General features: G+C 63.8%; 15 protein-coding genes and 1 pseudogene. 8 read left to right on the top strand and 8 right to left on the bottom strand.

The window, feature by feature from the left end:
- Positions 1 to 20 precede the first annotated feature (20 nt).
- A complete protein-coding gene (locus AC07RM_RS11430) occupies positions 21 to 1,607 on the bottom strand; it encodes a M48 family metalloprotease (protein WP_495321410.1) in 1,587 nt (528 codons plus the stop codon).
- Positions 1,608 to 1,660: 53 nt separating this feature from the next.
- Between AC07RM_RS11430 and moaC the strand changes: the two genes are divergently transcribed.
- Positions 1,661 to 2,155 (top strand): cyclic pyranopterin monophosphate synthase MoaC, encoded by a 495-nt coding sequence (gene moaC / locus AC07RM_RS11425; RefSeq protein ID WP_495334505.1) that lies wholly within the window; start codon positions 1,661 to 1,663, stop codon positions 2,153 to 2,155.
- Here the strand turns inward: moaC and AC07RM_RS11420 are convergent.
- The gene (locus tag AC07RM_RS11420; protein WP_495334504.1) at positions 2,152 to 3,876 is read right to left on the bottom strand and encodes a PglL family O-oligosaccharyltransferase; all 1,725 of its coding nucleotides are present in this window, start codon (positions 3,874 to 3,876) and stop codon (positions 2,152 to 2,154) included. The genes moaC and AC07RM_RS11420 overlap by 4 nt on opposite strands.
- A gap of 235 nt (positions 3,877 to 4,111) precedes the next feature.
- On the opposite strand from AC07RM_RS11420, the gene AC07RM_RS11415 reads away from it, so the two are divergent.
- The 7 genes and pseudogenes from AC07RM_RS11415 to AC07RM_RS11385 all read left to right on the top strand — a co-directional run.
- Positions 4,112 to 4,594, top strand: coding sequence for a type IV pilin protein (locus AC07RM_RS11415; protein ID WP_495334503.1), 483 nt, complete (start codon positions 4,112 to 4,114; stop codon positions 4,592 to 4,594).
- Positions 4,564 to 5,217: a GspH/FimT family pseudopilin gene (locus AC07RM_RS11410; protein ID WP_495334502.1), complete on the top strand. Its 654-nt coding sequence runs from the start codon at positions 4,564 to 4,566 to the stop codon at positions 5,215 to 5,217. The genes AC07RM_RS11415 and AC07RM_RS11410 overlap by 31 nt, the downstream gene beginning before the upstream one ends.
- Complete coding sequence (gene pilV, locus AC07RM_RS11405; protein WP_495334501.1) at positions 5,211 to 5,690, top strand: type IV pilus modification protein PilV; 480 nt, start codon at positions 5,211 to 5,213, stop codon at positions 5,688 to 5,690. Before AC07RM_RS11410 ends, pilV begins: the two co-directional genes overlap by 7 nt.
- On the top strand, positions 5,690 to 6,865 hold the full coding sequence (locus AC07RM_RS11400; RefSeq protein ID WP_495334500.1) for a PilW family protein: 1,176 nt from the start codon (positions 5,690 to 5,692) through the stop codon (positions 6,863 to 6,865). The genes pilV and AC07RM_RS11400 overlap by 1 nt, the downstream gene beginning before the upstream one ends.
- Positions 6,847 to 7,524, top strand: a complete 678-nt coding sequence (locus AC07RM_RS11395) for a pilus assembly PilX family protein (protein WP_495334499.1) — start codon at positions 6,847 to 6,849, stop codon at positions 7,522 to 7,524. The genes AC07RM_RS11400 and AC07RM_RS11395 overlap by 19 nt, the downstream gene beginning before the upstream one ends.
- A 31-nt stretch (positions 7,525 to 7,555) precedes the next feature.
- Entirely contained in the window at positions 7,556 to 11,476 is a 3,921-nt protein-coding gene (locus tag AC07RM_RS11390) for a pilus assembly protein (RefSeq protein WP_495334498.1), read from the top strand.
- A 370-nt stretch (positions 11,477 to 11,846) separates the two neighbouring features.
- Positions 11,847 to 12,349, top strand: a pseudogene (locus tag AC07RM_RS11385) (DDE-type integrase/transposase/recombinase); the annotation flags it as partial.
- A gap of 22 nt (positions 12,350 to 12,371) precedes the next feature.
- On the opposite strand, the gene AC07RM_RS11380 reads toward AC07RM_RS11385, so the two are convergent.
- The 6 genes from AC07RM_RS11380 to AC07RM_RS11355 form a co-directional block, all read right to left on the bottom strand.
- Positions 12,372 to 14,102: a PglL family O-oligosaccharyltransferase gene (locus tag AC07RM_RS11380; RefSeq protein WP_495334497.1), complete on the bottom strand. Its 1,731-nt coding sequence runs from the start codon at positions 14,100 to 14,102 to the stop codon at positions 12,372 to 12,374.
- 41 nt (positions 14,103 to 14,143) lie between these two features.
- Positions 14,144 to 14,605, bottom strand: a complete 462-nt coding sequence (locus AC07RM_RS11375; RefSeq protein WP_495334496.1) for a pilin — start codon at positions 14,603 to 14,605, stop codon at positions 14,144 to 14,146.
- Positions 14,606 to 14,827: 222 nt separating this feature from the next.
- A complete protein-coding gene (locus tag AC07RM_RS11370) occupies positions 14,828 to 15,631 on the bottom strand; it encodes a 3',5'-cyclic-nucleotide phosphodiesterase (RefSeq protein ID WP_093351479.1) in 804 nt (267 codons plus the stop codon).
- Between the two features lie 26 nt (positions 15,632 to 15,657).
- Positions 15,658 to 17,919, bottom strand: coding sequence for a CHASE2 domain-containing protein (locus AC07RM_RS11365; RefSeq protein WP_495334495.1), 2,262 nt, complete (start codon positions 17,917 to 17,919; stop codon positions 15,658 to 15,660).
- A 57-nt stretch (positions 17,920 to 17,976) separates the two neighbouring features.
- Complete coding sequence (locus AC07RM_RS11360) at positions 17,977 to 18,627, bottom strand: FHA domain-containing protein (protein WP_093351487.1); 651 nt, start codon at positions 18,625 to 18,627, stop codon at positions 17,977 to 17,979.
- Positions 18,628 to 18,702: 75 nt separating this feature from the next.
- The gene (locus AC07RM_RS11355) at positions 18,703 to 19,506 is read right to left on the bottom strand and encodes a Stp1/IreP family PP2C-type Ser/Thr phosphatase (RefSeq protein WP_093351492.1); all 804 of its coding nucleotides are present in this window, start codon (positions 19,504 to 19,506) and stop codon (positions 18,703 to 18,705) included.
- Between the last annotated feature and the right edge of the window lie 40 nt (positions 19,507 to 19,546).

The raw sequence follows: 19,546 nt of genomic DNA, 5'->3' as shown, positions 1-19,546 counted from the left end.
CCTGATCCACCTCCCCTGGCTCAACGCAGCGCCGGCTCCTCGGCCTGCCGCTTCACCAGCACCTCGATCTCGCGCGCGCGGGTGTCGATGATCGACGCCTCGAAGTGGTCGATCGGCACCGCGCCCGGACGGCCGCTCTGGCTCTGGCGGATCAGTTCCTGCGCCGCCTTGAAACGGTCGCGCGCCGCCGGGTAGTCGAGGATCGCCACGTTCGACTCGGCGTCCGCGCGCACCGCATGCAGCGTGTCGTTCTGCGCGCCGTAGAGATTGGCCAGCGTGCGCCAGGCCGTGGCATCGCGCGGATTCGCCGCCACCCAGTCGCGCAGCACCGGGATCATCGGCGCCGGCTGGCGGCTCGCCACCGCGACGTCGGCCGCCAGCAGCATCTCGGGCCGCGACTTGGCCTTGCCGTCGAGCAGCGAGGCCGCCTTGGCCACGCCCGCGCCGCCGGCCGCCAGTTCGATCTCGGCCTGCAGCCAGCGCGCCTGGCGCGCGGCCGGAACGTCTTCCGCCGTGCGCTCGACCAGCCGCTGCGCCAGCGCGCGCGCCGCCTTGTAATCGCGCAACTCCTTGGCCGACAGCGCCGCCGCGTAGAGCGTGCCCGCCTGCTGGGCCGGCGTGCTCTTGGCGAACTCGCCGGTCGAGGCCGCGTCGACCCATTGCCGCAGCACGTCGACGCCGGGGCGCGTCAGCACGCGCGCGCGCGAGGAGACCATCGCATGGTCCATCAGCAGCACCGGCGGCGGCACCGTGTCCATGCGGAACTGGAAGCGGCCCTGCATGTCGGAGATGCGCTCGGTCGTCAGCGGATGGCTGCGCAGGTAGGGGAAGGAGCCGTTGTCGTTGAGCCGCGAGGCGTATTGCAGCTTCTCGAACATCGTGGCCGCACCCTGCGGCGCGAAGCCGGCCTGCGTCATCACGCCGAAGCCCACGCGGTCGGCCTCGCGCTCCATGTCGCGCGAGAAATTCAGCTGGTTCTGCATGAACGCCGCCTGGCTGCCCAGGACCATCGCCTGGCCCGCGTCGCCGCCACTGCGGCTCTTGCCCGCGGCGATCATGCCGAGGATCAGGCCCGCGAGCATCAGCGGGAACTGCTTGTTCTGCTTGTCCATCATGCGGGCGATGTGCCGCTGCGTGACGTGCGACAGCTCGTGCCCGAGCACGGTCGCCAGCTCGTCGCGGCTGCCCACCGCCGCCACCAGCCCGAGGTTGAGCCCGAGGTAGCCGCCCGGCAACGCGAAGGCGTTGATGTTGCGATCGCGCCCCAGCATCACCACCCAGGCATAGCGCTCGTCGAGTTCGGGCGTGAGTTCACCGCGCACCCGCGCCGCCGCCAGCAGGCGCTGCCAGATCTCCTGCACGTAGTCGGCGATCACCGGATCGTCGATGTAGTCGGTGTCGCGGTAGAGCTCGCGCGCGATCTGGTCGCCCAGGTGGCGCTCGGCGGTCGCCGTCATCTCGCCGCCGTCGCCGAGCCCCGGCAGCAATTGCGCGCGCGCCAGCGGCGGCATCAGCACCTGGGACGCTATTAAAACGCTAGCGCAAACCGTCCGCAGGGCGGGGACGAAGGGTCGTTTCTTGCGAGGGGGTGGGGTCCAGCGTGGCATGGCTTGTCCAGAACTCGGGCTCGTATGATGCACCTCCCTCTTGAACGTTCACCATGAGCTCACTCACCCATTTCGACGCCCAGGGCCAGGCCCACATGGTCGACGTCGCCGCCAAGCCCGCCACCCATCGCGTGGCCGTGGCCACCGGCCGCATCGAGATGCGGCCCGAGACCCTGGCGCTGATCGCCTCGGGCAGCGCGAAGAAGGGCGACGTGCTCGGCATCGCGCGCATCGCCGGCATCCAGGCCGCCAAGAAGACCAGCGACCTGATCCCGCTGTGCCATCCGCTGGCCATCACCCGGGTGGCGGTCGACCTCGCGCTCTCCGAGGCCGACGACGCGACACCGCACGTGCGATGCACCGCCACGGTCGAGACCGTCGGGCCGACCGGCGTCGAGATGGAGGCGCTGACCGCCGTGCAGATCGCGCTCCTGACCGTGTACGACATGTGCAAGGCGGTGGACCGCGGGATGACGGTCACCGGGGTGCATGTGGTGGAGAAGCATGGCGGGAAGTCGGGGAGCTGGACTGCCGCGCCAGCGACCTAAGGAGCCGGCACCGCCTCGACGGGGTTCTGCTGGAGCCAGCGCGCGTAGTCGCGCGGGAAGGCCGCCCTGAAGCGCTCGGCGATCAGGCGCGCTTCGTCCTCGCGACCCGAGAGTTCGGCGCTCTCGATCAGCTTCACGATCACGCGCGGCTCCGGCGAGAAATGCAGCGTCCGCTCGGCGAGCGCATGCATCCGCGCCGCGTTCTCGTGCGTGACCGGCGTCAGCGTCAATTCGGCGAAATCGACCTGGCGCGCGAACAGCCAGGAATCCCGGACCTTCGCGAGCGTGTCGTCCTGCCAGGGCGGCAGGCGCTCGTCGCGCGGCAGGTAGATCTGGCTGATGCGGGTGTAGTCCCAGGCGGCGTAGACGACGAACGAGAGCAGGACGATGCTCGCCAGGGCTGAAAGCTTTCGGCCGTCGGGGAGCCATGTCTTCTTCGATGCCGGCTCGCCGCCGGCGCGCGCGGGCCACAGCATGCCCAGGCACAGGCCGAAGACCAGCTGGAAGGGGCCGTACCACAGCGGGTACTCGAGCAGGCTGTGCACGAGGATGACGGCCAGCAGGCCCCAGGCCATGAGTCGGTTCGGATCGCGCTCGCGCCAGGGGCGAGCGGAGATCACCAGCCAGAGGAAGCCGCCGCAGATCAGCACGGCGGCCGGGATGCCGAGTTCGACCGCGAGGTGCAACGGGAGGTTGTGGGCGTTGTCGAGGAGCACAGGAAAACGCGGGCCCGGGTAGACGGCCATGAAGTGGGCGTAGCTGAGTTCGCCCCAGCCCCAGCCGGTGAACGGGCGCTCGGCGATCAGGGAGAGGACGTTGTGCCAGAGGGTGAGACGGCTTTCGTTGCCTAGGGCGGTGGGTTGGAGACGTTGGACCAGGGCGCCGGCGGAGGCGACGGCCTTGTGGCTGGTGCCGATGGCTGCGAGCTGGGGTAGCAACCAATTCAGGGCGAAGTAGAGGGGGAGCATGGCCAGCAATGCCAGGGGCGGCGGCAGGCGGCGAACCGCGATTGGATCGGAAGCAATGCGGCGCTCCTTCCAGGCCACGACGCCCGCGGCGACCGAGATCAGCGCAACTTGGAGCAAGCCGGTGCGGGAGCCTGATGCGGCGGTGGCGGCAATGAGCAGCACGGCGGCAGCGACGAGGCTGCTCCGTATGCGACCGGAGCCTCCCATTGCGTACAGCCACAAGGTGGCGATCAAGGCCAGGCTGATCGATGTGCCGAACTGGTTGCGCTGGCGCAGCAGTCCCCAGGCGCGACCGGCGGTGGGAGAGGTGATCCAGGGAAACAGGTCTTCAGCCAGGTTGCCGTACTGGAGCAGCCCGACAAGTGCATTGATGACGCCGGCCGCCAGGATGCCCCAGGCCAACGCCGCCGGAACGGATACGGTCTGCCCCTGCTTTCCGGCACCGGCGAGCGCCGACAAACCGATCCCCGCGAGCGCCGCGCACCCCATGAATCGCAAGTCCGCGAAGCCTTGGAGCGAAAGCGCGAGCGCCACGACACAGCAACCCAGCCAAACGGCCAAGCGCCGATCGACGGCACCGCCACTCGCCGACAGCACCAGCAGGGCCGCGCAGAGCCCGGAGGCGAGCAGTTGCCACGCGTTGGCCGAAGGGCCCGCCACGAGCGGGCAGAGAAATGGAATGGCGACGAGTCCCGCGCAGCCGATGGAGGGAGCGCTTTCGAGTCGAGAGATTCGCTTGAGGACCGAGGACATCCAGCGCGATTGTGAACCGGCCGCACGATCTGCCGGATGGATGAACTCAAGCCCTAGAAACCCGGCTCACTTACATACAAAGTATGCACAACTCCCCCCGAAACCTGCAATTGCTGACGAATGGTCGATCGCCTGGGCTCAGTGGTTTTGCAATCAAACACAATTGGAGACATTCTGTGACCATTGTCAGGTGCATTCACAGTCGTCACCCAACCTGCTCTACAACGAGGTGCCCTTGAAGTTTTCCATTTTTCCGCGTCATCGCGTCGCGCTCGCGAGCCGCATGCGGGGCTTCACTCTCATCGAGATGATGATCGTGGTGGCCCTCATCGCCATCCTGGCGGCGATCGCCTTACCCTCCTACAACGACTACATCCGCCGTGGGCAACAGCCGGAAGCGTTCAATGCCCTGTCCGACTTCCGCGCCAAGATGGAGCAGTACTACCAAGACAACCGGAAGTACGGTTCGGGCACCACTTGCGCCAATGACGCGACCGCGTCCACGTGGAACGACTTCAAGGAAACGGACCACTTTCGGTACGCCTGCACCATCACAGACAGCGCGCAGCAAGCCTACTTGATCAGCGCAACGGGCAAGAACGGCCAAGTGAAGAACGATGTCTATTCCATCGATCAGAACGGCAATCGTTCGACTTCGAAATTCAAAGGCGCCACCGTTTCCGCCGAGTGCTGGCTGACGCGGTCCAGCGCTTGTTGAGCCGCCCGATGCGATACATGCGCCGCGTTCGCGGCTTCACGTTGATCGAGCTGGTCATCACCATGGCGGTGCTGGCCGTCGGGTTGCTCGTCGCCATGCCCAACATCGGCGTATGGCTCGACAACACCCGCATCCGGAGTGCGGCCGAGGGTTTGCAGGCCGGTCTCCAGACAGCGCGGATGGAGGCCGTGCGCCGCAACCAGAGCGTGTCCTTCTACCTCGTGTCGCTGACCAATGGCAGCACCATGGACAACAGCTGCGCCCTGTCATCCACCAGCGGCTCGTGGGTGATCAACACCAGTTCGCCGGCAGGCAAGTGCGGCAACGCCTCCATCCTCGGCTCGCGTGCGATCGGCTCCTCGAGCAGCGGTGTCAAGATTTCGGCGGGCAGTTCTTCTAATACGAGCGACAAGACGGTCGTGGGCACCGCCGCCACCACGACGACCTTCGATGGCCTCGGTCGCCTGGACACCACGTCCTCGCCGCTGAATCGCGTGCGGATCACCGGTCCCAAGACCGACATCACCTACCTCGATCTCATGGTCATCGTCGAGACGGGGGGCGGGGTCCGCATCTGCGACCCGCGGTCCTCCATTCAGACCAACGATCCCCGCAAATGTTGAAGGATCTCGTCGCCATGCGCGCCTCGTCCCGCATCCGTCCCCTTCGGCCACATGTCCCGTCGCGGCGAAAAAGCCATCGCGGCATCGTCCTGATCGAGGTGCTGGTCGCGCTGCTGATCTTCATGTTCGGCATCCTGGGCTTCATCGGCCTGCAGACTGCATTGGTCCGGGCCGAGAGCGAGGCCAACACGCGTGCGAACGCGGCGTACCTGGCCAGCGAACTGATCGGCCGCATGTGGGCCGACATCAGCAACCTCAGCAGCTATGCCGGAACCGATTCATGCAGCGCCACTTCCTGCACCGAATGGCGCGACAAGCTCGCCCTGCTGCTTCCGGGAGCGACCGCCGCCATCACGGTGGGAACGGGCGCCAGCGCCGGCAATGTGTCGGTGCGGATCCAGTGGGCACTGCCCGGCGGCAGCACCCATACCTACGAAACGCAGAGCAACGTCTCCGCGAAGGCGGCCAGCTGATGAAGCGCATCCATCACGCCCGCGCGCGGTCGTCCGCGCCGCCCGCACTTGCGTCCCGGTCGCGCATGCATGGACTCACGCTCGTCGAGCTCATGGTCGGCTTGCTGCTAGGGCTGCTGACCGTGCTCGTCATCACGCAGATCCTCGCGACGAGCGAGAGCCGCAAGCGCACCATCGCGAGCGGGAACGATGCACAGATCAATGGTGCATTGGCGGCCTACACGCTGCAGCGCGACATCGCCATGGCCGGCTATGGCCTGGCGATCAAGCCGGATGCGATGGGCTGCCCGCTTCAAGGCACCTTCAAGCTCAATGCCAGCGCCACGGCTGAAACCTTCGCCGCGACCCTGGCACCTGTCCAGATTACCGAAGGAGCCAGTGGCGCACCCGACACGGTGACGATCCTCCAGAGCCGGACGGCTGGTTTCTCGGTCCCCGTGATAGTGACCGCGCAATCCTCCGACTACTTCACCGTGCAGTCGTCACTGGGCGTGAAGGCGGGCGACCTGATGGTCGCCATTCCGAATCCATGGGGATCGTCTGCTCCGTGCCGCTTGTTCTCGGTCACCGACGACGGCGCGGGCACGTCCAGCAACACCGGGTTGTGGGCGCTTCGCGTGCCGCATGTCGAAGGTGCGCTTCCCAGCTGGAACAACAATTCGGCGCTGTCCGCCATCACGGCCAGCTATCTGCTCAACCTGGGTGGCCTGGGCTACAGCTCCTATTCGATCAGCAGCGATCTCGCACTCCAGATCACGACGCGCACGGCAACTGCCGCGGGATCCACCTCCGAGCTCTTTCCCAACATCGTGAATCTGCAAGCACTGTACGGGAAGGACACGAACAACGACGGTGTGGTCGACACCTATGACAGCACCACGCCCACGACCAGTGCTGGCTGGCAGCAGGTGCTGGCGATCCGCATCGCCGTGGTGGCCCGCAGTACCCAATACGAGCCTACCAAGAAAGCCAACGATGGCGATGCAGTGACCCAGGCCGATCCGCTCTGGGACCTCGGCGCCAGCGCAACAGTCACGGGCGCGACGGACTGCCACGGCGGCAGCAAGTGCCTGTCGATCAAGGTCAGCCACGTACCGGATTGGAAGCACTACCGCTACCGGGTCTACGACACCATCATTCCACTGCGCAACGTGCTGTGGAACTCAGCCAGCTGAACATGCACCGTTTCATCGCACTTCGCCGCCAGCAGGGCGCGGCACTCATCTTCGCCTTGATCACATTGGTGATCCTGGGCCTGGCGACACTCTCGCTGGTACGGTCGGTCGACACGGGGGCCTTGCTGCTCGGCAACCTGAGCTTCAAGCAGGATGCCACCGCGGCGGGCGACCAGGCCGCGCGCAAGGCCTTCGTGTGGCTCAAGGGCCAGGCCGACCTGACGGCGGACGTTCCCAACAGCGGCTACTACGCCACTTCGCGCGACACCGACAGCACCGCACCGCTCGACGTCACGGGCCGGCAGTACGCAAGCAACACCTCGCGCCAGTTGATCGACTGGTACGCCGATGGCACCTGCGCCTATGCGGGCACCAACGGCAGTTGCACGCTGAAGGCCGTCGATGCCGGCACGACGCCCAACGGCAACAATCAGCTCGCCTACACCATCTTCCGTCTCTGCAGCTTGACCGGTGCCGTGTCGACGGCCGTCACCGGCACCAACAACTGTGCAACAGCCACCAGCGCCGCAAGCAGTGGCCACGAGGCCGGCGAGCGGTCGATTTCCCAGCCCGCCGCCGGCGCCTTCTACCGCATCGTGGTGCAGGTGCGTGGCTCTCGCAACTCGGTGAGCTACATCGAAACCATCGTTCAACTCTAGGGCGAAAGCTCTCGCACCGGGAGTCGCAACCATGCCAAATCAATTCTCGTCCACGTTCCGGAACCCTCTTCGTGCTAGCGGCAGGAAGATCGGCCTCATCGCTGCCGCGGCATTGACGATGCTGGGCGCAGTGGGTTTCACCGTTCGCAGCGATGCCACGGAGATTTCCGATGTACCGCTGATCACCAGCCCCAACGCACACGCCAAGCCGAACCTGATGTTCGTGCTGGACGACTCGGGCAGTATGGCTCGCGAGTACATGCCCGACGAGATGAGCGACACGGGCACCTTCGGATTCAGAAGCGCGCAGTGCAACGGCGTTGCCTACGATCCGAGCATCACCTACAAGCCGCCGCTCGATGCGGCCGGGGCGGAGATGGTGAACAGCTCCTTCACGGCGGCGAAGCAGGACGGCTTCAGCTCGTCGAGCAGCACCACGAATCTCAATGGGGTGGCGGCAAGCAGAACCCTGACCACGACCGCGAACATCACCCCAGGAACCGGAAGCAAGACCTTCGTCTTCAGCGGCACCTCCTACAAGAGCGACCTGGGAATCGATGTCGGGAGTCTGGTGTCAGTGACGTCGTCGGGCGCCACCATGATCGGGACGATTACCACGCTGACCACCACAGGTTCTAGCACCTTCACATACACGATGGTGCTCAACGTGACCCAGTCCACCGGCACGGCTGCCACGAAGGATTGGACGCTCAGTCGCCTCACGGGGAGTGTGTACTACAAGTACAAGGGAACAAGGCCCAGGATGTCTTGGCAGTACACGAGTGCGGACGTGGTTCAGGACACTTTCTACAACGAGTGCAACTACAAGACGAGCAGTTCTTCGGGTGCCTCCCTGTTCGACAGCTTCACGGTCACCAGCGCATCCACCGAGGCCCAGAACTACGCCAATTGGTATTCCTACTACCGCACCCGGACGCTGTTGATGCGCACCGCGGTGGGACGTGCCTTCGCGGCCCTCGACGATGGATATCGTCTCGGTTTCTCAACCATCAACAGCAGTACCACGGTGACGACGTCCGATGGTTTCCAGCCCGTTGGAGACTTCACCGGGGATCAAAAGACGACGCTCTACACCAAGCTGTACGGCGCGGCCGCGGCTGGGGGGACGCCGCTGCGTGGCGCGCTAGCCAAGATCGGCCGGTATTACGGTCGTCGACTTTCGGGTCAAACCGAAGCGAACGATCCTGTTCAGTACGCGTGCCAGCGCAATTTCGTTCTGCTGTCCACCGATGGTTACTGGAACAAGGGCGGCTCTCCCGGAGCGACAGAGGGCACCGGCTACAGCGCCATCGATCTGGATGGCAACAATGTGGGCAACCAGGATGGCAGCGAGGCGCGGCCTCTGTTTGACGGCACCACCACGACCACGTCATACAGCCGTACTGCCTATCGAGTGAGCACGAGAGGCGCTAACAACTGCTCCAACAACCAATACAAGGTCCGGGCGACGGATCAGACATCCACCGACAACTCGACGTGGACACCCGATGCACCGGCGCCGACCAACAGTCGCGGCGACTGCCAGGCAGGCAGCTATGTCTTGCCCAACACTTCCCCCCAGCAGACGGCCGCGTCCAACGCAGGGGGAACCGTCTACTCCACCGTGACCGCTGTCACGAACCCGTCGGGGGGATCCTCGAACAGCCTCGCCGATGTGGCTGCCTATTACTACAAGACCGATCTGCGCACGACCAACTGCACGTCGACCAGTTCGGGAATCATCCAGAACGTTTGCAGCGATATCGTTCCCACTTCGGGCCGCGATACCGCGAGGCACCAGCACATGACCACGTTTACCATCGGCCTAGGCGTGAGCGGAACGCTGACCTACGATCGCAACTACCTCACGCAGACCTCGGGCGCCTACGTGGACCTGACCAGCGGCGCCACCAACTGGCCGGTGCCGGATACGGTCAATATTTCTGGCGCCTCAGGCGATGCCCGCAACATCGACGACCTCTGGCATGCCGCGGTGAACGGGCGCGGCCAGTACTACTCTGCACTCAATGCCACCCAGCTTGCCGAAGCCATCAGCGGCGTGGTCAGTGCGATCCAGGAAGTGACGGGCTCTTCCGCCGCAGCGACAACGAGCACCCTGGAGCTGGTGTCGGGCGACAACAATCAGGTCTACAGTGCGAGCTATACCACGGGCACCTGGACTGGCGACCTGAAGGCCTACTCGCTGGACGGCAGCAGCGGCACCATCAATACCAACCCCACCTGGTCGGCACAGACCAAGCTGACGGGCGCGGCCTATACCGCGCGGACCATCTATTACCGCCGCTCGAGCACCAACGCGCTGGGCACCTTCAATGCAACCAACCTCACCGCCGACGGGCTGGCCGATCACTTCAACTTGTGCGGGAATGCCAATCACACTGGAGTGACGCAATGCCAGACCTTGAGTGATGCCGACAAGACCCGGGCCAACAGCGCGACGAACCTGGTGAACTTTCTCAGCGGCGACCGCAGCAACGAAAGAGCAAACACCGCGATCGGTAGCACCACGGCTCTGTATCGCGTGCGCGCGGGGGTGCTCGGCGACATCATCAATGGCGCCCCCAGGTATGTGAGCAAGCCCGATTTCGGCTACTCGGATGCGGGCTACACCGACTTCGTGCGCAACAACCGGAATCGCAAGCCGATGATCTATGTGGCGGCCAACGATGGCATGCTGCATGCGATCTCCGCCGATACGACGGATGGCGGTACCGAGTTGTGGGCCTACGTGCCGACGGCCGCGATGCCCAACCTCTACCGCCTCGCCGACTCGAACTATGCGAACAAGCACAATTACATTCTGGATGGTGCCCCGGTGGTCGGCGACATCTATGTGGGCAACGCCTGGAAGACGATCCTCGTCGGCGGCATGGGCAAGGGCGGACGAGGCTACTACGCGCTCGACATTACGGACCCGCAGAGTCCGCGGTCGCTGTGGGAATTCACCGACGACAACCTGGGCCTCACTTTCGGAAATCCCGTCATCACCAAGCGCGCGGATGGCACATGGGTCGTGGCGTTCGCGTCGGGCTACAACAACGTCAGCCCCGGCGACGGCGTGGGCCGGCTTTTCGTGCTCAACGCCAATACTGGCGCGAGAGCTCGCACGGATATCAGCACGGGTGTGGGCAGCACTTCCGCGCCGAGCGGACTGTCGAAGATCAACGGATGGATCGACCAGGAATCGGACAATACCTCCAGGCGCTTCTACGGCGGGGACGAACTGGGCAACCTCTGGCGCTTCGACATCGATGGCGCGACGCAACCCTACAACTCCGCGATGCTGCTGGCCCAGTTCCTGATCAACAGCACGACACCGCAGCCCATCACGACGCGCCCTCGCTTGACACAGGTGAACGGCAAGCCGGTCATCGTCATCGGCACCGGGCGCTACATGAGCACGGGCGACATCACCAACACGACGCAGCAGAGCATCTACGCCATCAAGGATTCGCTGGCGAGCACGGGCCTGGGCGACGTGCGGGCCGGCACGACGCTAGTGCGGCAAACCATCACCGTATCGAACAACGAAGCCACGATCACCAGCAACCCGGTCAACTGGACGACCCAGAACGGCTGGAAGGTAGACCTGCCTCAGTCGGGTGAACGCATCTTCGTCGACATCGCGCTCCAGGGCAGCGTGCTCGCGATTTCCACGGCGATTCCCACCGGTGATGCGTGCAGCTCTGGCGGCAGCTCGTGGAACTACCTGCTGAACACCGCCAGTGGCGCCGCGCTGGAGAGCAAAGCCGGCGCGCTTGTGAGCGCCAATTCCGTGATCGTGGGGCAGAGCTTCGTGAAGCTGGCGGATGGGACGTTGCGGCTTTTGCGGCAACTCAGCGATGGCACGACTTCGTTGGTGAGGACGCCGTCGAGTACGAGTTCGAGTATTACCCCGCAGCGGACTTCGTGGCGAGAGTTGACGCAGTAATGTTCGGCTCGATGTAGTTCAGTTAGACGATGTGCTTCACGAGTCTGTGGTCACTCCACTCACCAATTGCTTCTCCTAAGTGAATTTCCGCCCTCAGCGTGAGTCGGCCCCATGCACTATTGGATGCTCAACTACTAATACGACACCTCGCTCAACTTAATTGAATCGCCCCATTTCGGCGCGAAGCAAATTGGTAGTTTGGATAGAACGCCATCTTTTTTTGGTGTGTGGACCGGACACATGGTGGACGGTTGTGCGAGGACACGGTGGACACCGTCGGACATATTGCCCGACCGGAATCCGACCATGCCCTGGAGCACCCTAGACATCATGAGCCTGAGAGAAGAGTTTGTTGCAGCACCCCGCCTAGGGCGCTCGCAAGCTCGCACGGCGCCTGAGCGACCTCGGCCAGGGCTGTCTGGCTCCAAGCACCGTCAATTCCATCCTCAAACGCCACGGCCTCATCAGCGTCCAGGCCATCAGCGCGGCCACGCTTGGCAGCGCTTCGAGCACGAGGCGCCCAACAGCCTCTGGCAGATCGACTTCAAGGGCTACACATCCACCTCAGCGGAGCGCCGCAGTTCGCTAACGCTGCCTGGGCGACCACTCCCGCTACAACCCTGGCTTTGCGCGCCTGCGCTCGCCTGCAAACGGCCAATGTGAAGAACCAGCTGCAGGACGTCTTCTCCCGCTACGGTCTGCCGGTGCGCATCAATGCGGCCAACGGCGCGCCCTTCGGCAGCCCGCGCGAGCCGCGCCAACTCAGCGAGCTCGCGCTGTGCTCATCCGCCTGGGCGTGCGGGTGAGCTTCAGCAGCCCCCATCACCCGCAGACCAACGGTAGGACGAGTGCTTCCATCGCAGCCTGAAGGCGTGCATTTCAAAAAGCACGAAGATCAATATTTTTGGGCATCGTTCTCGTTTGGCCAGTGCGGGAAATTTAAATTCCGATACTCGGCGCGCAAGCGCTTCCATTTTTTTTGAGCGGCATAGCATTGGTCTTTTGGCACCATCTTGCACATCCGATTTAATGTCGGTTCAATTTTCCGTTGCTCTCCATTCAATCCATAAACGACAGCCATATCCACGAAATTTTTGGTGCTTGGAGAAATTTCCAACACGCGTTCAGCGTGATTTATCTCGAGATCAGTCATCCCCGTTTTGGGCAAAAACAATTTTGAATTAAATTCCTCTTTGATTTGATTCAGAAAAATCAAATCCGGAGGTTTGGTAGTTCCGGTTGCACGCAATCCTGCTTGCTCCAGCTGAAACGATTCGAAGGAAGCCTCAGCGGCAAGATAATCTTTCGCGATCAGCGCCATGGCGCCTCCTCCTACAAAAATCGCAATAATAAAAATTATTTGCGACCCAACTCTTGAGGATGCTTTGCCTTCTTTAATGTGCGATACATCGAGAGCTCCTGCCATCAGCATTGCAGGCAAAAGAAAATATGCATAGTGGAGAGGATATTCAAACATGGCATGGATGCCTACCGTCAATAGCATCAAACAAGCAAAGACCTCGCACGGAGCTCGAACTCTCGCCACAACTCGTACAGCCCAAATACAAATGATCGCAATCATGCTGCCACCCAGAGGCAACCCCATCCACACCAAAAAATCTAAAAAAAGATTGTGCGATTGAAAAAATACGACATGCAGCGAAGGGAAATTTTCCGCTTTGCCCATTTGCGCAGGAACAACAAAATTCCAGCCATACCCCCATAAAGGTCTATCGAAAACTGCCTCCATCAACATTCGCCAGATAACGGGCCTTACTTCACTCGTTAATCTGTCACTTAAATTCCCAGCTGTCTCTAGTAACAAGTATGCAGATATTTTTTGGGCGCTCCAAAAAATTGCTACGAAGAAGAAAATCACGACGTAGGCATACAATCTAGCCGTCCCTTTTTTGCCCCAAACAGTCTGCAGCGGCTTCCAAAACAGCAAAGACAAAGCAATCGCAAAAACTCCTATTGCCCCCGTTCTCGACTGAGTGATAGCAATGCCAAAAATGAAAAGAAATGAAAGGAGATAAGTTGTGCTGAATCCAAAAACCCCCCTCCATTTCCACCACCAAACTCCAATGAGCCCCCATAACAAAAGGGTGGCAAGGTGGTTGGGTTGCCCCAGATTCGCGGCAGGGCGACCTTTCGATCGGCTCGCAACCCAAATATCCAAAGCCCCATCTTGGTAGATTCCGAGCCACTGCTGAAACTGCAAGACAATCGATATCAATGCAGCAAAAAGAATGGCTGCAAAAAGAAAATCACACAACTGAACAAATTTTTCTTCTTTGCAAGCACCGCCCGCCAGCAGCATCAAAAGACAAGCGTAAATATAAACAACAGAAATCCAAGCTTGCCCGGAAAACGGAATTACCCCAAAAAGATATTGAAAAAATGGAATTGGCACTAATGCCGCCGCCAAGCGGACAAGCGAGCCGCCTCTCCAAGAAATCTGAGATCCAAGAACTATTCCTAAGGCGATCAGTCCCAGGCCCAATGTGGATATGAATTCCGAATGAAAACCTCTCCACGGCTCGGTTTTATTTGGAATAAGCCAACTAATCGAGAAGAAAATAGTTCCGAGAATTAGAGTTGGCCGAACAAGAATTTTCATGCTCATAAAAAAAGCCCCTTCCGGGGCTTTTTAAATCCGCCTACAATTTAGCGGCATTCGCTCGGAACAAATTTTTCTTTGCCAGCATCGACCTTGCAAGTCCAGACAATCGTTCCGTCCGGCAGCTGGTTGTTTTGCAGAGCCGCACCAGAAGCCGTTTTCGGCGTGAGCGTCAGGCCGAGCTCGCCTGCCGCCTTGGTCGTTTTGATCGTAATCACCCCAGTCGTGGGAGCGATTGTCAGTTCTGCAACGTTCTTGGTCTGGCTGGAGGCCGTGACTGGAGTGGTGCCCAAGCTCAAATCGGACGCCGCATTCGCAGCATTTTCGGCGATCGTCGCCTTGTTACCGCCTGCCAAGACCAGCGCCTCCGACACGCGAGCACGCACCGTGTAATCCTGATATGCCGGCAGTGCCACGGCAGCCAAAATACCAATGATCGCCACAACGATCATCAATTCGATAAGGGTAAAGCCTGCCTGCGCGCGGCGGGCGATCGTACGACGGTTCATTTCACTAACTCCAGGTTGGTTGGGTTGGTTGTCACTCCCGGGAGTCCTCCCCCCGGAGCGAAGAACCTTCCGCAGCATCCGTGCCACCCGTTTTGACGTCCCGTCAGCGACCTAACGCGTCACCCCTGACCACATTGGCGTTACTGCATGTGACAGAAGATGTATCAAGATGCGACACATGGTGACAAATTTGTCATGCCATCCGTGCCGCCGCGGCGGGGCTCAGAAGGTCAGGATGCCGTCCGCCTTGAGCCAGCGGATGTCCCGCTGCGCCAACCCCGGCACCTGCCGGCCGGCCAGTGATTCGATCTGGCTCATGATCTCCTCGGTTTCGGCCGGCTTGGTGTGGGTGATGTAGATCGGGTAGTCCTTGCCGGGCTCGATGTGAGCCAGCTCGTCGGCCAGCATGGTGGGAGACAGGTGCAGGCTGCGTTCCGCCAGGGCCTGTTCGCGGTTGCTGAACGCCGTCTCGATGACGAGCATCGCGACCTCGAGCGCGTTGACGCGGTCCCAGAACGGCGCGTTGCGCTCGGTGTCGCCGCTGAAGACCCAGTGGGCACCGCCGTCGGCGCGGCTCACGGCGAAGCCGCAGGCGGGCACGGTGTGCACGGCCGGCAGCACCTCGATGCGCTTGGGCGTGGCGCTGCCGAGCAACAGGGTCTGGCCGACGGCGATGTCGTGGAAGGTGACGAAGGGCGCCTCGGGACTCGGGATGCTCTCGAAGTCGGGCCAGATGATGTTGTTGAACACATGCGCGCGCAGCGCCTCGATGGTGGCGCGTAGCGCATGCACGCGCAGCGGTCGGGTGCGGCGGCCACCGACGGCGTCGAGCATCAGGGGCAGGGCGGCAATGTGGTCGAGATGGCAGTGCGTGAGCACCATGTCGTCGACGCCGGCCATTTCTTCGAGGGTGAGATCGCCGACGCCGGTACCGGCATCGACGAGCAGGTCGGTATCGACCAGGAAGGAGGTGGTGCGGCAGTCTTTGGCGATGGCGCCCGAGCAACCCAGCACACGAACCTGCATTGTGAGAGACCCCTTGTCTGTGTCTGTCATTTGGTTTCGAACCGGGTCGCACCATCCCACGACGGGTCGTGGGGACGCAACGCCATCGAGGCTAATCTCTGCGCGTAGAGCTGGTAAAGGACTTTTTTGGCATCGGCCACGAGGAGGGGGTCCAGCAAGTTTCGGCCCAAGGCCCAGTCCTGGCGCCGGTAGGCGGCCAGCACCTCGGCCCAGCGTTCGAGCCGGTGCGCCTCGCGCACGGCGACGACGTCGGCTTCGTCCAGGGCGACGGCCAGCGGCGTGAACACAGCGACGGCCTGGGCCCGGCCCTTGACGAACACGCTGTCGAGCTCCTGCCAGACATAGGCCGGCGCGAACTCGCGCGTGCCGCCGCTGGCAACGATCTCGACGCCGTAGTGGCCGCTGAGGCCCTCGAGGCGCGAGGCCAGGTTGACCGCGTCGCCGACCACGGTGTAGCTGCGCCGCGCGGCCGATCCCATGTCGCCCACGCTCATGACGCCGCTGTTGAGGCCGATGCCGATGCTGATCTCGGGCCGGCCGAGGGAGCGGTGGATGCGGTTGAGGTCCTGCACGGCCTCGGCCATGTCGAGCGCCGCATTGACGGCGAGGCTGGCGTGGTCCGGCGTCTCCAGCGGCGCGCCCCAGAAGGCCATGACGCAATCGCCCATGTACTTGTCGACGGTGCCGCGGTGCGCGGTGATGACGTCGGTGAGGCGGCTGAACACGGTGTTGAGGAAGGCCTGCAGCTCGGCCGGCGACATCTGCTCCGAGAAGCGCGTGAAGTCGCGCATGTCGCAGAACATGACGGTCATGGTCTTGCTCTCGGCGCGCATGCTGTAGTGACCGGGGCGCTCCAGCATCTCGTCGACGAGCTGCGGCGGCACGTAGGTGCCGAAGAGCTGCACGAGACCGCGGCGCGCGCGCGATTCGACCAGGTAGCCCCAGCTCATGTTGAGCAGGAAGGCGAGCGCGACCATGGCCAGCGTCGAGGCCAGCGGCAACACCAGGCCGTGCGCGACGTAGAGCCAGGTGTTGAGCCCGACCAGCAGCGCGGCCACGGCCAGCATGAAGGCCACGGCGCGCAGCGCGGGCAGCAGCGACAGGCCGATGGCCAGCGCGATGCCGGCGATGAACACGGTCAGCACCTCGTAGCCCGGCGCGTAGTCGGGCACGGCGAGCAGGCGGTCGTCGAGCAGCGCCGAGACGATGTTGGCATGTACCTCGACGCCGGCGAAGGAAGGTGCCGCGGGCGTGGCGCGCAGATCCTGCAGGCCCGGCGCGGTGGCGCCGACGAGCACGATCTTGTCCTTCAGCTCCTCGGGCGCGAGCCGGCCTTCGAGCACGTCGGCGGCCGCCACGTAGCGGAACGAGCCGCCGCGGCTTCCGCCCGGGCCGCGGAACGGCACCTGCACGCTGGCGTTGCGATCGACCGGCACGCGCAGTTCGCCGATGCGCAGCGACTCGAGCTGCGCGACCGGACTGTCGGGCACCAGTGCGGGCACCACGGGCGGCGAACCGTTGGCGAGCCGGTAGACGGCCAGCGCGAGCGACTCGTAGTAGCCGGGCCGGGCCTGGTCGCCGTCGTAGCGTGCGATCAGCGGCACGCTGCGGATCACGCCGTCATCGCTCTCGCCGACCAGGGTGTTGAGGAAGCCCCCGCTGGGCGCGGCCTGCGCGAGCACCGGCAGGCTGGCGCCGAAGCCGTTCCAGTGCGTGGTGTAGCCTTGCTTCGCGGGCAGCGCGTCGGCGGGCCACAGCGGCGTGGCGGGCAAGGCGCCGCGGGCGCGCGGCGTTTCGGCCTGCGTGAAGTAGTAGCCGAGCGCCACGGGCCGGCCGGCGAGCGTGCGCGCCAGCACGGCATCGTTGTCGAGCGAGGGCGCGAGTTTCTCGACCTCGCCGGCGAGCCCCGGGATGCCGCGCAGCGGGCCGTCCGCCAGCTCGCGCAGCCGGTCGATGCCCGAGCTGCGATCGGGCTCGACGAACATGACGTCGAAGCCCACGACCTTGGCCTGCTGGTGCGACAGCAGCTCGGTCGCGAGCCGCGCCACCTTGTCGCGCGGCCACGGCCATTGCCCCTGGCGCGCGAGGCTCGCGTCGTCGACGTCGACGATCACGATGCGCGGATCGAAGGTGCCCGGCATGGTGGCGCGCAGGCGCACGTCGTAGATCAGGTGGTCGAGGCGCTCGAGCATGCCGGCATGCCAGAGCCCGGTGGCATGCGCCAGCGCCAGCAGCACGGGCAGCAGGGTGACGGCGATGCGCGCCCAATGGCGCCGCAATGCACTCATGATCGACCGGAACCGGGGTCGGAATCGGGGCCGGTTCGCCGACGGAAGACCCGCGGCTCAGACCCGTGCGAACTGCAGGCGCAGGGTGCCGAGCTCGAGCAGGTCGCGCTCGTGCAGCGCGACGGCCTCGACACCCAGCGGCTCGCCGTTGAGCAGGACGGCACCCATGACGCTCGCCGCCACGTAGCCCTGGCGGCGGCGCGTGACGACCGCAACGGCAACGCCGGGCTTGCCGACGGTGGTGACGACCTTCTGCAGCGGCAGGTCGTGCCCGGCGTTCTCGCCGGCCAGCACGCGCAGCACCGGCACGCCGAGCTCGACCAGCGCGCCCGATTCGGTGGGCGCGGCGGACAGGGGGATAGGCGCGGAAGACTCGGTGCCGACGACGACCTGGACCGGCGTGCCGGCCGCGGGCGCGACGCTGCGCGCGCGGTAGTGGATGCGGCAGCCGCCGACCTCGATGACATCGTTGTCCTTGAGCGTCCGCTTCTGCACGGCCACTGCATTGACGTAGGTGCCGTTGGTGCTGTTGAGGTCTTCAATTTGGACATCGCCACCGCGCAGGGTCAGAACGGCATGCTCGCCGCTCACCGCGAGATTGTCGACCACGATGTCGTTGTAGGCGCGCCGCCCGAGGGTGGTACGGTCCTTCGCGAGCGTCACTTCCCGAATGACGACACCATCGATCGAGATACTCATTCTCGGCACTGCCGACTCCCTGATTGCAATTGTCGCGGGGCCGACGACGACGCGGCGGATGCATCCGCCGCCCCATCGCCTGCGTCAGGCCGCCGCGCGTGGCAGGCTGGCCCGGGCCAGGATGACAGAAATGTTATCCCGTCCGCCATTTTCGTTGGCGATGTTTGCCAAAAGTGATACCTTGGACTCAATACCACCGTCTTGTCTCGTCAGAAGCGTGAAAAGCTGGGCGTCTGGGACCATTTCGCTGAGCCCGTCGGAGCACAGCATATAGAGGTCGTCGGGCCTGGCCGTGTGTTCATGCATTTCCAGCAAGACTTGGGCCTCGACGCCGACGGCGCGGGTCACGAGATTGCGGTTGGGCGAGGACAGCGCTTCCTCGGCCGTGATGGCGCCGGCATCGAGCTGCTGCTGGCGCAGCGAATGGTCGCGCGTGAGCTGCTCGAGCTTGTCGTTACGCAGCCGGTAGCAGCGCGAGTCGCCGATGTGACCCACCATCACGCGATGCGGCCCGAAGGCGGCCAGGACCAGCGTGGTCCCCATGCCCTGCAGGTTGGGATTGGTCAGGCTGCCGTCGAGGATGGCGGCATTGGCCTCGTCGGTCGCGGCCTGCAGCGCGCGCCGCACGACGCGGGCCGGCGCCTGCGGACCGGCCTGCACGTACCAGCGCCGGAAGTTCGCATGCACCAGCGACACCGCCATCGCGCTGGCGACCTCGCCACCCTTGTAGCCGCCCATGCCGTCGGCCAGCACCGCCAGCCCGAGCACGGGATCGACATGGACCGCGTCCTCGTTGTGGGCGCGCACGCGGCCGACGTCGGTCAGCGCCGCGAACTCCCACGAGAGCGGGGGACGGGTCGAGAAGAGGGAAGTGCCGACACCTACCATGGTCGCAAGTGTCGGCGAAGCGGCAGCCCGGTGGTGGCTT

The organism is Variovorax sp. GW821-FHT09B05, from assembly GCF_059418265.1.
The sequence above is the reverse complement of the archived record's forward strand: the minus strand, read 5'-3'. Positions and strand labels throughout refer to the sequence as shown.